Consider the following 13,742-nt stretch of genomic DNA (forward strand, 5'->3'; position numbering starts at 1 on the left):
ATGTATCGGTCGTTATCGACTCGAATAGATATGAACATAAACAATCCGTATCGTCAACGTTATGCCTCTGGACGGATACTCGCATTGACGAAATGACTGAAATCGTGCTCTCGCTGGGGCATGTCAGGGGAACAGGAACAGGTCGGCGCGCTCGGGCCGCTGGTCGGATATCATTTGCGGCGCGCTTTCGGTGCCTTTGCGGCGGATTTCGCGGCGGCGATGGAAGGGACCGGGATGCGTCAGGTGCTGGTCGGCATTCTGGCGGTCGTATCGGGCAATCCCGGCATCAATCAGGGCGCAGTTGGGCGTCTGCTCGGCATCAAGCGCGCCAATATGGTGGCGTTGATCAACGAGCTGGTCGATCTGAAGCTGATCGCACGCGTCGTCGACCCGGCCGACCGCCGCGCCTTTGCCCTGACGCTCACCGATACCGGGCGCACCATGCTGACCGAATGCCTCGCGCGGATCGAGGCGCATGAGCGCGAGATGCTCGCCGGATTGAGCGAGGCGGAGCGGGCTACGTTGCTCGACCTGCTCGGCCGGATCGAACGCCGCACGCCGGCGGTTTAAAGTCCGAACGCGTTGTGGCTCTTCTCCCCTCCCGCTTGCGGGAGGGGCCGGGGGAGGGCCTGTCCCCGCGCAACGCAGCCTGACTGGACAGGCCCTCCCCTAACCCCTCCCGCGAGCGGGAGGGGAATTAATCGGCCAAAATCAGCGCATCCAGCGCAACCACGCCTTCGCCCTTGGGATAGACCACCACCGGGTTGAGGTCGATCTCACGGATCGACGGCGTCCCCGCCAGCACGCGGCCGAGACCCGCGATCAACGCTGCCACCGCATCGACATCCAGCGCGGGCGACCCGCGATAGCCATCGAGCAGCGCCCCCTGTTTGAGCGCGCGCAACTCGGCGCAGATCGCGTCATGCGTCAGGTCGTGCGGGAGCAGCCGGACATCGTGCAGCAGCTCTGCAGTCACCCCGCCAAACCCGGCCAGGATCACCGGCCCCCATTCGGGGTCGTTGCGCGCGCCGATGATCAGCTCGACCCCGCGCTTGCCCATGGCCTCCACCTGTGCGCCGTCGAGCGCGATTGCCGCGTCATAGGCCGCGACATTGGCAAACAGCCGCTCCCACGCCGCATCGAGTGCAACATCGTCGGCGATGTTGAGGATCACGCCGCCCGCGTCGCTCTTGTGGCTCAGCTCCGCCGACTGCGCCTTGATCGCCACCGGATAGCCGACGCGCGCGGCAATCGCCTTGGCCTCCTCCGCGCTGGCGGCAAAACCGCCGGCGGGGAAGGGGATGCCGACCGGGCCGAGCAGTTGCTTGGCGCGATATTCCGGAATGACGCCCGAGGGCAGGTCGAGCGCGACCGGCGCAGCCTCCGCCGTCGCGAAATCCCGCTCGGCCAGCTTGCCCAGCTGCCGCAGCGCGCGGAACGCGCGGTCGGGCGAGGGGAAGTAGGGCACGCCGATCGCGCGCAGCCCGTCGATATATTCCGCCGGCACCTCCGCCCCGTCGTCGATCCCGGCAAAGATCACCGGCTTTTCGGGCTTCAGCGCCGTCACTGCATCGATGATCGCCGGGAACTTGCGCGCGCAGGTCGCCGGATCGGTCTGGATGATCCCGAACACTAGTGCCGCGAAGTTATCGTCCGCCAGCAGCGGCATCAGCGTGCGGCGATACAGGTCGGGGTCGACCAGCGCCTGCGCGGTTAGGTCCATCGGGTTGGACACGGGGATGAAGTCGGGGATCGACGCGCGCATCGCCTCTGCCGTCGCGCCGTCCATCGCGGGCAGGTCGAGGCCGATGCTCTCGGCAAGATCCAGCGTCAGCGCCTTGAACGCCCCGCTTTCGGTCAGCACCGCGGTGCCACCACGCCGCACCGGCTTGGCGCGCACCGCCAGCTCGACGACATCGCCCAGCGCTTCGAGGCTGTCGACCAGCACCACGCCTGCGCGCTCGACCTTGGCCTTCATCAGCTGCCAGTCGCCGGCCATCGCGCCGGTATGCGTCGCCGCACTTTCCCGCGCCGCGCTCGACGTGCCCGGGTGGAGCAGCACGATATGCTTGCCCGCCGCGCGCGCCTTCTCCGCGAGCGCGAGGAAGCGCGCAGGCTTGCGGAACTGCTCGACGATCATCGCGATCGCGGGAGTGGCGGGGTCGTTCAGCAGATGCTCGACATAATCCTCGACGCCCGACGCGGCTTCGTTGCCGGTAGAGACCGACACGGTGATGCCCAACCCCTTGGCCATCAGCGTCGTGCCCAGTACCACCGCCATCGCGCCCGACTGGCTGACGATGCCGACCGCGGGCTTGCCCGCCAGGTCCAGCACCGGCGTCTCGACGAAGGTCAACGGAACGCCAGCGGCATAGTTGACCATGCCAAGGCAATTCGGCCCCTCGACGACCATGCCATGCTCATGCGCGATCCGCGCAACCTCGGCCTGTGCGGCAAGGCCCTCTTCGCCGCCCTCGGCAAAGCCCGCCGAAAAGATGATCGCCGCACCGACACCGCGCGCCGCCAGCGCCTGCACCGCCCCCAGCACCGCCGGTCCCGGGATCGCCAGCACGGCCGCGTCGACGCCATGCGGCAATTCGTCGATCGACTTCAGGCACGGCCGCCCGTCGATGTTGTCGCGCTTCGGGTTGATCAGGTGGATGTCGCCCGCATAGCCATGCCGCTCCAGGTTGCGCAGCACCGAATTGCCGAGCGCGCCGGGCGTCGGGGATGCACCCACGATCACGACCGAGCGGGGGGAGAGCAGGCGGGAAAGGTCGGGCATTGTTCGTCCTTAAATCCTCCCCGGAACGGGGAGGGGGACCATCCGCAGGATGGTGGAGGGGGCCCGAGGCAAGGGAGCCCGTTGCCTCGGGCCCCCTCCACCACGCCCTTTGGGCGCGGTCCCCCTCCCCGTTCCGGGGAGGATTTAGTTGTTCAAACCTTCACGCGATCCTTGTCATACGCGCCCAGGCCCGGCTTGTAGCTCTTCTCGTCGATGAACTGACGGATGCCTTCCTTGCGGCCTTCATTGTCGTACGAGTTCGCCGCTTCCTGCGCGCGGATCAGATAATCCTCGGCCTCGTCATAGGTCATCACCCCGACGCGGCGCACCGCATCCTTGGTCGCCTTGAGCGCCACCGGGTTCTTGCCCAGCAGCACTTTCGCCACCTCGGTCACGCGGTCCTTGAGCGCGGCGAGCGGCAGCGCCTCATTGACCAGACCCCATTCGGCGGCGGTCTTGCCGTCGATATTCTCGCCCATCATCGCATGGTACATCGCCTTGCGGAACGGCAGCAGCTCGGTCGCCACCTTGGTCGCGCCGCCGCCGGGCAGGATGCCCCAGTTGATCTCGGACAGGCCAAACTTGGCTTCTTCCGCGGCAAAGGCGAGGTCGCACGCGAAGAGCGGGCCATAGCCGCCGCCAAAGCACCAGCCATTGACCATCGCGATCGTCGGCTTCTGATACCAGCGCAGGCGGCGCCACCAGCCATAGCTTTCGCGCTGCGCCTTGCGCGTGCCCTTCAGGCCATCGGCCTCGGTCTCACGGAAATACTCCTTGAGGTCCATGCCCGCGGTCCAGGCCGGACCCTCGCCCGACAGGACCAGCACGCCGACATCGTCGCGGAACTCGAGCGTGTCGAGCACCTCCATCATGTCGCGGTTGAGCGTCGGGCTCATCGCGTTGCGCTTGTCGGCGCGGTTGAACCGCACCCACGCAATGCCGTTCTCGACATCATAGGCGACGACGCCGTTGGCACTCAGTTCCGTCATGAAATACCTCTTCCCTATTCGTCGTCATCCCCGCGAAGGCGGGGATCCATTGGGGCTGCCGCAGCGGCTCGATCCGAGAGATCAGCCAGAATGGGTTCCCGCCTGCGCGGGAATGACGAAGTTCCTTGAATTAAATCGGATAATGGCCCGGTTCGGTCTCGATCGTGACCCACCGCAGCTCGGTAAAGCTGTCGATGCCCGCGCGCCCGCCAAACTTGCCATAGCCCGACGCCTTGACCCCGCCGAACGGCATCTGCGCCTCGTCATGCACGGTCGGGCCGTTGACGTGGCAGATGCCCGACTTGATCTGCTTCGCGACCTTCAGCCCGCGCGCGGTGTCGCGGGTAAATACCGAAGCCGACAGGCCATATTCGGTGTCGTTGGCCAGTTCGATCGCATGCGCCTCGTCACGCGCGCGGATCACGCCGACGACCGGGCCAAAGCTCTCGTCGCGGAACAGCTTCATGTCCGGCGTCACCTTGTCGATGACATGCGCGGGCATCAGCACGCCATTGGCGTCGCCGCCATTGACCTGCACCGCGCCGTGCGACACCGCGTCGGCGATCAGCGATTTGCAGTGATCGACGGTCTTTTGGTCGACCACCGCGCCGAGCGGGGTCTTGCCCTCGCGCGGGTCGCCGACCGCCATCGTCCCGACCTTCGCCGCGAACTTCTCGACGAACGCATCGGCGACGCTGTCGACGACGATGATCCGCTCGGTCGACATGCAGATCTGGCCCTGGTTCATGAACGCACCGAACGCCGCAGCCTTGACCGCCTCGTCGAGGTCCGCGTCCTCCAGCACGATCAGCGGCGCCTTGCCGCCGAGTTCGAGCAGCACGGGCTTCAGATGCTCCGCCGCGCGCTTGGCGATGATGCGGCCGACCGCGGTCGAACCGGTGAAGTTGATACGGCGCACATGCGGGTTGTCGATCAGCGCGCCGACGATCTCGCCAGCATCCTGCGGCGCATTGGTAACGATGGTCACGGCGCCCTTGGGCAGCGCCTCGTCAAAGGCTTCGGCGATCAGGCTATGGGTGCGCGGGCATTGCTCGCTCGCCTTGAGCACCACGGTATTGCCGCACGCCAGCGGCACCGCGACCGCGCGCACGCCCAGGATGATCGGCGCATTCCACGGCGCGATGCCCAGCATCACGCCGACTGGCTCGCGCAGCGCCATCGCGATGCAGCCCGGCTTGTCCGACGGGATCACTTCGCCGCCTATCTGGGTGGTCAGCGCTGCGGCCTCACGCACCATGCCGACCGCCAGCATCAGGTTGAAGCGCGCCCAACCTTCGGTCGCGCCGATCTCGCCCATCATCGCATCGACGAACTGCTCGGCTTTCGCTGCAAGTGCATCGGCCGCCTTGGTCAGTGCGGCGCGGCGGGCATTGGGACCCAGCGCCGACCAGGCGGGGAAGGCCGCGGCGGCGGCTTCGACGGCGGCATCGGCATCGGCGACGCTGAACGCCTTCGCTTCGGTCGCGACGGCGCCGGTGACCGGGTTCACACGGGTAAAGGTAACGCCGGGAGCCGGCGGTGCGATTGTAGCCATGAACCTCTCCTCTATATTGTTATGCATTATAACCTAACGGGGTATGGTGCAAGGGGGATCGCACAGATTGCGCGCCGCCGCGCCCGCCGAAAATGACAGGATTTGGCTGGCCAGTGAACCGGCTGCAGCGGCATCCATCGGCGATGCGGCATGGGCGGCGCAATCGACAAACTTGGCGATCAGCGACTCGTCGTCCATCGGCCGGTCGGGATGCCCGGCGGCCTGCATCACGCGCTGGTGCAGCACTGCGCCATCCGCCAGCGTCACCGTCAGCGATCCGCTCGCCGCTTGGCCCCGGCCCCAATCGGGGTTGCGCCGCTCGACCACTTTGTGCGCCAACGTCCGCGTTACCGGATCGGCGATCCGCGCGGCGGTGAAGCTGTCGAGCCTCACCGCCCCGTCGATCAGCGCTACGGCGACGGTATAGGGGATCGAGAATTTGGCCTCGATCGCGCGGGTCGGTTCGGCTTTCACCGGCTGCGGGCGGATCAGCATTTCCTGGATCGGCCCGGTCTCGGCCTCGATTCCCACCACCTGCGCCGGATCGATCCGGTCGCGCAACGCCAGCGCCGCCTCGATATAGGGATGCGTCCCCCGGCACGCGGGCCATGGCTTGAAGCTGACCTGATCGCCCAGAAACGTCGCGCCCAACCCGTCAAGCAGCGCGTCGCGCGGCGCTCCGCCGCCATAGATCGCGAAGAACCCCGCACGCCCCTCCAGCGGCTCCGCAAAGGCGGTGGCCCCGGCCTCGGCCAGCAACGCCGCCTCTACCGCCGCACGCGCCACGAGTCCCTCGCGCACGCCCCGGATCGGCGAGCTCGCATCATATTTGATCGCGCTCGGGAAACTGCCCTGCAGCAGCGCCAAGCCCATCACATGCCGGATACCGTCGGCGTCCAGCCCGATGAACCGCGCGCACGCCGCCGCCGTGGCGATCAGATTGACCAAAGGTGGGGGATACCAGCCGCCCTCTTCATAGGGTCGCGGCGCGGCGATCGACAGGCGGCAGGCCAGATCGCTCCCCGCTGCCATCGACACGAGAAGTTCGCCGAACGTCAACTCGGGCCGGGCATCGGCGAGCGCCAGCAGAGCAGGGACCAGCGCCGCATTGGGATGCGCCGGCCCCGCGTCGAACGTGTCTCCGAAATCAAGCTGATGCGCGAGCGCGCCATTGGCGAGCGCCGCCAGCGCCGGGGTGCTCGATCCCGAAAATCCGATTAGCCGCGATGGGCCGGGGACCGCTTCGGCATGGCGGCGATAGGGCGCCGCATCCTCGCCCAATCCGGTCGCGCCGAGCGTCACCCCGACCGCATCCAGCAGCGCCCGCCGCGTCGCATGCCCCGTCGCATCGGGCAGCGCGGCCAGCGTGAGCCCCGCGAAATGCGCCGCAATCGCCGCCGAAATAGCTTTATCGCAAAACATTCTATGCAAACGCTTTCATCGGCTTTATCGGAAACGCAAGCAAAAACGGGAGAGAGCGATGCGGACGGGCGCGATTGCGGCGGTGACGATGCTGGCGATGACGCTGCCGGGGGCGGCGCGACAGGAACAGACCCTGCCCGGCGGGGCCCGCTGGGCGGCGGAGGTTCCCGCCAACTGGAACGGCACCTTGCTGCTCTACAGCCGCGGCTATTCCCCCAGTGCCGGCAACCCCGACCCCGCCCCCAAACAGCACCGTCAGGCGCTGCTCGACGCCGGCTACGCCATCGCCGGGTCGGACTATGGCAGCGGCGGCTGGGCGCTCGAACAAGCGGTCCCGGCGCAGCGCGCGACCCTCGCTGCCTTCGCCGCCAGACATGGCAAGCCCAAGCGCGTCATCGCCTGGGGCAGCTCGATGGGCGGCCTCGTCAGCACCGCGCTGGCCGAGGCAAAGGGCAGCGGCATCGACGGTGCCGCGCCGATGTGCGCGTCGATCGGCGGCTCGCTCGGCATGATGAACATGGCGCTCGACGGCGCCTATGCCTTCCGCACGCTGATCGCGCCTGATGCGGGCATCCGCGTCACCGGAATCGACGACGACCGCGTCAATGGCAAGCGGGTCGCCGATGCGCTGGCCGAGGCGGCCAAGACCCCACATGGCCGCGCCCGCATCGCGCTCGCTGGAGTGCTCGCGGGCATCCCCGACTGGACCAGCCGCGACAAGCCTCAGCCCGCCGCCACCGACTACGCCGCGCAAGCCGCAGAGATCGCCAAATCCTTCGTGATGGGCGTCTACCTCCCCCGCACCGATCAGGAGGCGCGCGCGGGCGGCATTTTCAGCTGGAACACCGGAATCGACTATCGCGCGCAGCTCGCCCGCTCGGGCCGCCGCGCGATGGTGGAGGCACTGTATCGCGACGCGGGGCTAAAGCTCGACGCCGATCTCGCCACGCTCAACGCGGGCAAGCGCATCGCGGCCGAGCCAAAGGCGGTCGCCTATATGCGCGCCAACTACACGCCCAACGCGCGCCCGCTGGTGCCGCTGGTCGCGGTGCAGACGATCGGCGACGGCCTCACTGCCCCGGCGATGCAGCGCGGCTATGCCCGAGCGGCGCGCGGCGATGTGAAGAGCCTGTACGTCAACGCTGCGGGTCATTGCACCTTCGACACCGCCACGGTGCTGGCGACGATCCGCTATCTCGACGCGCGCATCGCCACCGGCAAATGGCCGCAGACCCCCGCCGCCTTCGTCCCGCACCAGCCCGCCCCGATGCTGCGCCCGTGCTGGCGCGGGGGGAAGTGTCGCTGAACTAAATGATCCTCCCCCGCCAGGGGGAGGTGGCACGCGCAGCGTGACGGAGGGGGAGGAAGGGGAGCCCTCACGGGATACGCGTCATCGCCAGCGCATCGCCGTCCTCCCCCTCCGACGCCTTCGGCGCCACCTCCCCCTGGCGGGGGAGGATTATCTGCCTTCTCAAATCCCCTTGCGCTCGATCTTCCACTTGGGGTCCTTGCACAGCCCGCAATCCGCGCCCTTGAACAGCTTCCCCGCCTCGGCATCGCCGCGCAGCTGCCAGTTGAGCCACGCGACCGCAAAGCGGCCGACATCGCCACCATTATCCTCGCGGAACGTCCCGCCATGGCCGACATCGCCATCGACCAGCGCAACCGGGACATGCGTGATCCGCGCATAATCATCCGTGCCGTTGGGCCAGGCAACATCGCCCTTTCCGCCGAGCACATAGAGGGTCGGGGTGTGCAGCGCCTTCAGCATCGCCTTGTCCACGGTCATGCCCGTGATCGCCTGCTTGCCATCGTTGAACACGCCGCTGTTATGCACCAGCACGGTCTTGATCCGCTTGTCCGCGCCCGCCGCGATCGCCTGCAACCCGCCACAGCTATGCCCGGCGACCGCGACTTGCGCCGGGTCGATCAACCCCTTGTAGCGGCTCCCCTCGCGGCCATTCTCGGCCAGCGCCCAATCCAGCCCCTTGAGCACGTCCGCCGACGTCGTCGGCGGCTGGGGCAGGCGGCCCGTCGCAGGATCGGGACCGCGCGCTTCTGCATTAGCGGTGCGGGGCAGGGCGCCGGGGCCGCTGTAAATCCTGCCCGGCGCGACCACCAGATAGCCATAGGACGCAATCTGCGCGAGGTGATGCCGTGCGCTCGCCCCATCGGCGGCGCACCCGCCATTGCCCCAGACAACAACGCCCAGCTTCTTACCGCCCAGCTTCGACAAATCGGCGGGGCGATAGACGGTATGATCGGGCAGGCCGGGGTCGGCCTCCTTGATCGCGGCAAAGGGGCCGGTGCCGGTCGAATCGGGGCGCTTGGCATCGGCGGCGCGCATCTCGGCCATGCGGCGGGCCGCTTCGGGGTCGGGCTGCGGAGCAGTCTGCGCCAGCGCGGTGCCAGCCATCAGCGCCAGTCCAAGCGCCATCATCCCGATCCGCATCGTCACTCTCCCACGGTTGTTATGTGGGAAAACTAACTCAGCGATGCGGCGATGCAAGCCCTTTCATGCGCTCTCACGGGCAATCACGCGAAAGCCGACATCGATCCGCGTCTCGATCTCTTTCCCGGCTGCACGCGCGCGCAGCACCCGCATCACCTCCCGCGCGATGCGGGCACCATCGACGTCCATCGAGGTGATCGTCGGCCGCATGTCGCCGGCGAGGCGCAGATTGCCAAAGCCGGTGACGGCGATCTGGTCGGGCACGCGAATCCCCGCCGCCTGCGCCTCGACGATCAGGCCCTGCGCGATCCAGTCCGATCCGCACACCACCACATCGGGTTGCTCATCCAAGTCGCTTAAGCCGCGATAGGCCAGTCGCCCCTGACCGAAATGGCTCGGCACATTGACCTCCAGCCGCGTCGGCTCCGGCCCGCCATCATGCACCCAGCGGGTCGCGAACCCATCGGCCCGCCGCTCCGACCGGGTCGATCGCGGGACGACCAGGTGCGGGCGACGATAGCCGCGCTGGCGCAGGAAGCGCGCCATTTCCTCGCCCGCCGCGCGGTGGGAAAAGCCGACCGCAACGTCGATCGGATCGTCGGGCAGCCCCCAGGTCTCGATCACCGTCGTCCCGGCGGATCGCAGCCGCTGGCGCATCTCTTCGTCGGAAACGATGCCGGTCAGGATGATCGCGTCCACACGTCGCCCCAGCGCCATGTTGATCTCACGCGTCAGGCGGTGATTGTCCGCCCCGGTCAGCGCGAGCATCACGCTGTTCCCGTCGCTCGACAGCTCGTCGATCATCGCTTCGACGGTGTCGTTGAAGATCGATTGGGCAATGTCGGGCACCAACGCCGCGATCAACCGGCTGCGGCTGCCCGCCAGCGCGGTGGCGGCAAGGTTCTGGACATAGCCCGTCTTTTCAATGGCCTCGCGGATGCGCGCGCCGGTCGCGGCGGCGACCACTTCGGGGCTGTTGAGATAACGGGATACGGTTGCGGCGGACACGCCCGCCATCGCCGCCACATCGTCCAGTCGGGGATTTCGCGCTGCCATGGCGACCGTCATACACCGCCGATATGAAAATGTGCAAAAGCGCTTGCAAGCGCTTGCATTGTGTCATAGCGATATTGTTATGACGCATGACTTCGATCCGCTTCTGCCGGAGACGTTCGACAGCGCAAACGGGGAGTATGCCGAGCTTCGCGCCCGGTGCCCCGTTGCGCATAGCGACGCATGGGGTGGCTTTTGGGCCTTGATGAAACACGCCGATGTCGCGGCCGCCGCGACCGATTGGCAGACCTTCATCACCTCCAAACAGAATGTTGTGCCCAAGGTCGCCTTTACCGGCCGCCGTCCACCGCTTCACCTCGATCCACCCGAGCACACCCCCTATCGCCGCGCGATCGCGCCCCTGCTGACCGAGCGCAAGGTCGCGAGGCTGGAGCCGGTCGTGCGGCGAATTTGTCGGGATTTGCTCAATACCATGGTGGCGAAGGGTGGGGGCGATGTCGTCGCTGACTATTCCGCGCACATGCCGATCGCGGTGTTCGCGCATTGGATGAACCTGACGCCGGATGCGGTCGCAGAACTGACCCGCGTCGGCCAGCGCTACAATATCGCGGTCCAGTCGGCCGACATGGACGCGACCAAGGAATCGAGCCTGCTGCTCTACGACATGGCGCGCGCCATCGTCGCCGATCGCAAGGCGAACCCGCTTCCGGTCGATGAGGATGTGACGAGTGCGCTGCTCGCCACCCGTGTCGATGGCGAACCGCTTCCCGAAGAGATGATCGTCGGCACGATCCGCCAGGTGCTGGTGGTCGGCATCATCGCGCCCAGCGTGATGATCGGCTCGATCGCGGTGCATCTTGGCCGCGATCAGGCGTTGCAGGCAAAGCTGCGTGCTGACCCCGCGCTGGTTCCTGCGGCGGTCGAGGAATTTCTGCGCCTCTACACCCCCTATCGCGGCTTTGCGCGCACCGCCGTCACCGATGTCACGATCCGCGGGCGCACAATTCCCGCCGGGGAGCCGATCGCGCTCGTCTATGCCTCGGCCAACCGCGACGAAGAGGTGTTCGAGGACGCCGACCAGTTCCGCATCGACCGTCCGAACATGAAGGATTCGCTGGCCTTCGGGCGCGGCACGCATTCATGCGTCGGTGCCGCGCTGGCGACGCTTGAGCTCAATGTTGCGGTCGCGGAATTGCTCGCCGCCGCGCCGGGCTTCACCCTGACCGGAGAGCCCAGGCCGACACGCTTCCCCGAAATTGGTGCGCTCAGCGTGCCGATCGCGTTCGAGCGCGCCGCATGATCCATGTCTTCCTCGCGGCGGGCGACCTCGCCCCCGATCGCGACGATTATGACGAAAGCTATGTCGCGACCCGCGACGTGCTGCACGCCGCCGACATCGCTTTCGCCCAGCTTGAAACGAGTTTCGCGGAAAAGGGCGTTCGCCTGCCCCAGGCGCGCCACGCCGTACTGGCCCGGCCCGATGGCGCCGACGCACTCGCCCGGGCCGGGTTCGACGTCATCTCGATGGCGGGCAACCATGTGCTCGATTGGGGCAATGACGCGTTCTTCGAGACGAAGGCCAATCTCGAGCGCGTCGGGCTGAAGGTCGTCGGTGCCGGCGCCAATATCGCCGAAGCGCGCAAGCCGGTGATGATCACGCTCGGCGACGGCACCCGCGTCGCGATCCTCGCTTACTGCACGATCCTGCCGCACAGCTATTGGGCGGAGGAGCACCGCCCCGGTTGCGCCCCGATGCGCGCGCACACGCTGTACGAACAGATCGAACATGACCAGCCGGGCACGCCCGCGCGCATCCACACCTTCCCGCACCGCGAGGATCTCGCCGCGCTGGAGGCGGACATTCGCGCGGCCAAGGCGGACGCGGACCTCGTCTTCGTCTCGCTCCACTGGGGCATCCATTTCGTCCGCGCGAGCATCGCCGACTATCAGCGCGACGTCGCGCGCGCGGCGGTTGCTGCCGGGGCCGACGCGATCCTGGGAGGGCATCCGCACATCCTGAAAGGCTGCGAAGTCATTGACGGCGCGCCAGTCTTCTACTCGCTGTGCAATTTCGCGACCGACCTGCGCATGGACCCGGTCCATGCCGCGTCGAAAAGCTTCAACGAAATCCGCGTGCTTGCCGAAGAATGGGAGCCGGATTTCGACAGCCTGTACAATTTCCCCAAGGCATCGCGCCTGTCGCTGGTCGCGCGGTTCGAGATCGAGGGGGGGCGCATCGTCCGCTCGGGCTTTCTGCCGCTGTACATCGACCGCGACGCGATCCCGCGCTTCGTCGCGCCGGACAGCGACCGCCACGCCGAAATCGTCGATTACATGGCGGCCGTGACCGCCGAAGCAGGGCTCAACGCCCGCTATCGTGTGGAGAGTGAAATGGTCATCCTGGAAGCCGCGGCATGAGCGACGGCAAACCCGCAACCGCATCCGGCTTTCCGCTCGAAGGCTATGTCTTCCTGTACCTGATCGCCTACCTGCCCAACGTCATCATCACGAAATTGGTGACGAGCACGGTTCATCCTGGCCTCGGCCGTCCGCTGACGGGCCTTGAGACGCTGCCCGCCTCGCTGATCATCAGCCTGGTGCTGACCTATCTCTTCATCTGGTGGTCGGGCTGGCACAAGGACGCGCATGGCGTGATGATCCTGGGTCGCCGCATCCCGGTGCCGACGAAATATACCATGTACTCCGGCCTCGGCACCGCGCTGGTGCTGTTCACCGTGCCATTGTCCTTCACCTTTGAAGGCGTCAGCATCCCGTTCATTCAGCTGCTGATGCGCGGCGACATCCTGCTGATCGCCCCGATCGTCGACCTGATCTTTGGCCGCCGCGTGCGCTGGTGGAGCTGGACCGCGCTGGTGATGGTGCTGATCGCGATGATCATCACGCTCAAGGACCGTGGCGGGCTATACCTCCCGCCGCTCGCGATCCTGACCGTGGTGCTCTACACGATCGGCTACTTCGTCCGCCTGATCGTGATGACCAAGGTGTCGAAGAGCGGCGATCCCGCCAGCGTCCGCCAATATTTCGTCGAGGAAAAGATCTTCGCGCTGCCGCTCTCGGTGGCGATCCTCGCGGCGATCTCGGCCTCGGGCATCGGCAGCCAGTCAGGCGCGCTTGGCTGGGGCTTTATCTCGGTGTGGACCGATCCGGTGATCTGGCCGCTGCTGGGCATCGGTATCACGCTTACCATCGTCTCGGTCTTTGCGATCATCATCCTGCTCGACCCGCGCGAGAACGCCTATTGCGTCCCGCTCGAACGCGCGGCGAGCCTGGTCGCCGGGGTCGGCGGTGCGCTGATCCTCGCCTGGGTCTGGGGTCTGCCGCATCCGCGCCCCGCAGAACTGATCGGCGCCGGCATCCTGATCGCCGCCATCGTGTTGCTTTCGCTTGCCCCGCGTTACGCCGACCGGCCCGCCCGGGCGGCGCGTGCGGAAACCACCTGAAACAAACCATCGCGTTCATTCGACCCGCAGAGACAGGCGGGCTGAACATAAGGAGGGGAATGAA

The 13,742-nt window shown here is 67.0% G+C and carries 11 protein-coding genes; 5 read left to right on the plus strand and 6 right to left on the minus strand.

Annotated elements, in window-relative coordinates; translation table 11 throughout:
• Positions 1-120: 120 nt before the first annotated feature.
• Entirely contained in the window at positions 121-570 is a 450-nt protein-coding gene (locus ACRYLO_RS04530) for a MarR family winged helix-turn-helix transcriptional regulator (RefSeq protein ID WP_482659073.1), read from the plus strand.
• Positions 571-697: 127 nt separating this feature from the next.
• Here the strand turns inward: ACRYLO_RS04530 and ACRYLO_RS04535 are convergent, their stop codons facing one another.
• From ACRYLO_RS04535 to ACRYLO_RS04550, 4 genes are all read right to left on the minus strand, one after another.
• Complete coding sequence (locus ACRYLO_RS04535) at positions 698-2,785, minus strand: acetate--CoA ligase family protein (protein WP_482659074.1); 2,088 nt, start codon at positions 2,783-2,785, stop codon at positions 698-700.
• 152 nt (positions 2,786-2,937) lie between these two features.
• Entirely contained in the window at positions 2,938-3,774 is an 837-nt protein-coding gene (locus tag ACRYLO_RS04540; protein ID WP_482659075.1) for a p-hydroxycinnamoyl CoA hydratase/lyase, read from the minus strand.
• Between the two features lie 130 nt (positions 3,775-3,904).
• Positions 3,905-5,329 (minus strand): aldehyde dehydrogenase, encoded by a 1,425-nt coding sequence (locus ACRYLO_RS04545; protein ID WP_482659076.1) that lies wholly within the window; start codon positions 5,327-5,329, stop codon positions 3,905-3,907.
• Between the two features lie 33 nt (positions 5,330-5,362).
• Positions 5,363-6,751 carry an MmgE/PrpD family protein gene (locus tag ACRYLO_RS04550; protein ID WP_482659077.1) on the minus strand — a complete coding sequence of 463 codons (1,389 nt, stop codon included), beginning with the start codon at positions 6,749-6,751 and terminating at the stop codon, positions 5,363-5,365.
• 58 nt (positions 6,752-6,809) lie between these two features.
• Between ACRYLO_RS04550 and ACRYLO_RS04555 the strand changes: the two genes are divergently transcribed.
• The gene (locus ACRYLO_RS04555) at positions 6,810-8,057 is read left to right on the plus strand and encodes an alpha/beta hydrolase (protein WP_482659078.1); all 1,248 of its coding nucleotides are present in this window, start codon (positions 6,810-6,812) and stop codon (positions 8,055-8,057) included.
• A gap of 165 nt (positions 8,058-8,222) precedes the next feature.
• On the opposite strand, the gene ACRYLO_RS04560 is transcribed toward ACRYLO_RS04555, so the two are convergent.
• Positions 8,223-9,203: an alpha/beta hydrolase gene (locus ACRYLO_RS04560; RefSeq protein WP_482659079.1), complete on the minus strand. Its 981-nt coding sequence runs from the start codon at positions 9,201-9,203 to the stop codon at positions 8,223-8,225.
• 63 nt (positions 9,204-9,266) lie between these two features.
• Positions 9,267-10,259, minus strand: coding sequence for a LacI family DNA-binding transcriptional regulator (locus ACRYLO_RS04565; RefSeq protein WP_482659080.1), 993 nt, complete (start codon positions 10,257-10,259; stop codon positions 9,267-9,269).
• Between the two features lie 202 nt (positions 10,260-10,461).
• Between ACRYLO_RS04565 and ACRYLO_RS04570 the strand changes: the two genes are divergently transcribed.
• Genes ACRYLO_RS04570 through ACRYLO_RS04580 form a run of 3 tightly spaced genes read left to right on the plus strand, consistent with a single transcriptional unit; the run spans position 10,462 to position 13,678 of the window.
• Complete coding sequence (locus tag ACRYLO_RS04570) at positions 10,462-11,517, plus strand: cytochrome P450 (RefSeq protein ID WP_482659081.1); 1,056 nt, start codon at positions 10,462-10,464, stop codon at positions 11,515-11,517.
• On the plus strand, positions 11,514-12,635 hold the full coding sequence (locus ACRYLO_RS04575; RefSeq protein ID WP_482659082.1) for a CapA family protein: 1,122 nt from the start codon (positions 11,514-11,516) through the stop codon (positions 12,633-12,635). The genes ACRYLO_RS04570 and ACRYLO_RS04575 overlap by 4 nt, the downstream gene beginning before the upstream one ends.
• Positions 12,632-13,678 carry a hypothetical protein gene (locus tag ACRYLO_RS04580; protein WP_482659083.1) on the plus strand — a complete coding sequence of 349 codons (1,047 nt, stop codon included), beginning with the start codon at positions 12,632-12,634 and terminating at the stop codon, positions 13,676-13,678. The genes ACRYLO_RS04575 and ACRYLO_RS04580 overlap by 4 nt, the downstream gene beginning before the upstream one ends.
• The last annotated feature ends 64 nt before the right edge of the window (positions 13,679-13,742 follow it).

Source organism: Sphingomonas sp. SDUR79, from assembly GCF_056821745.1.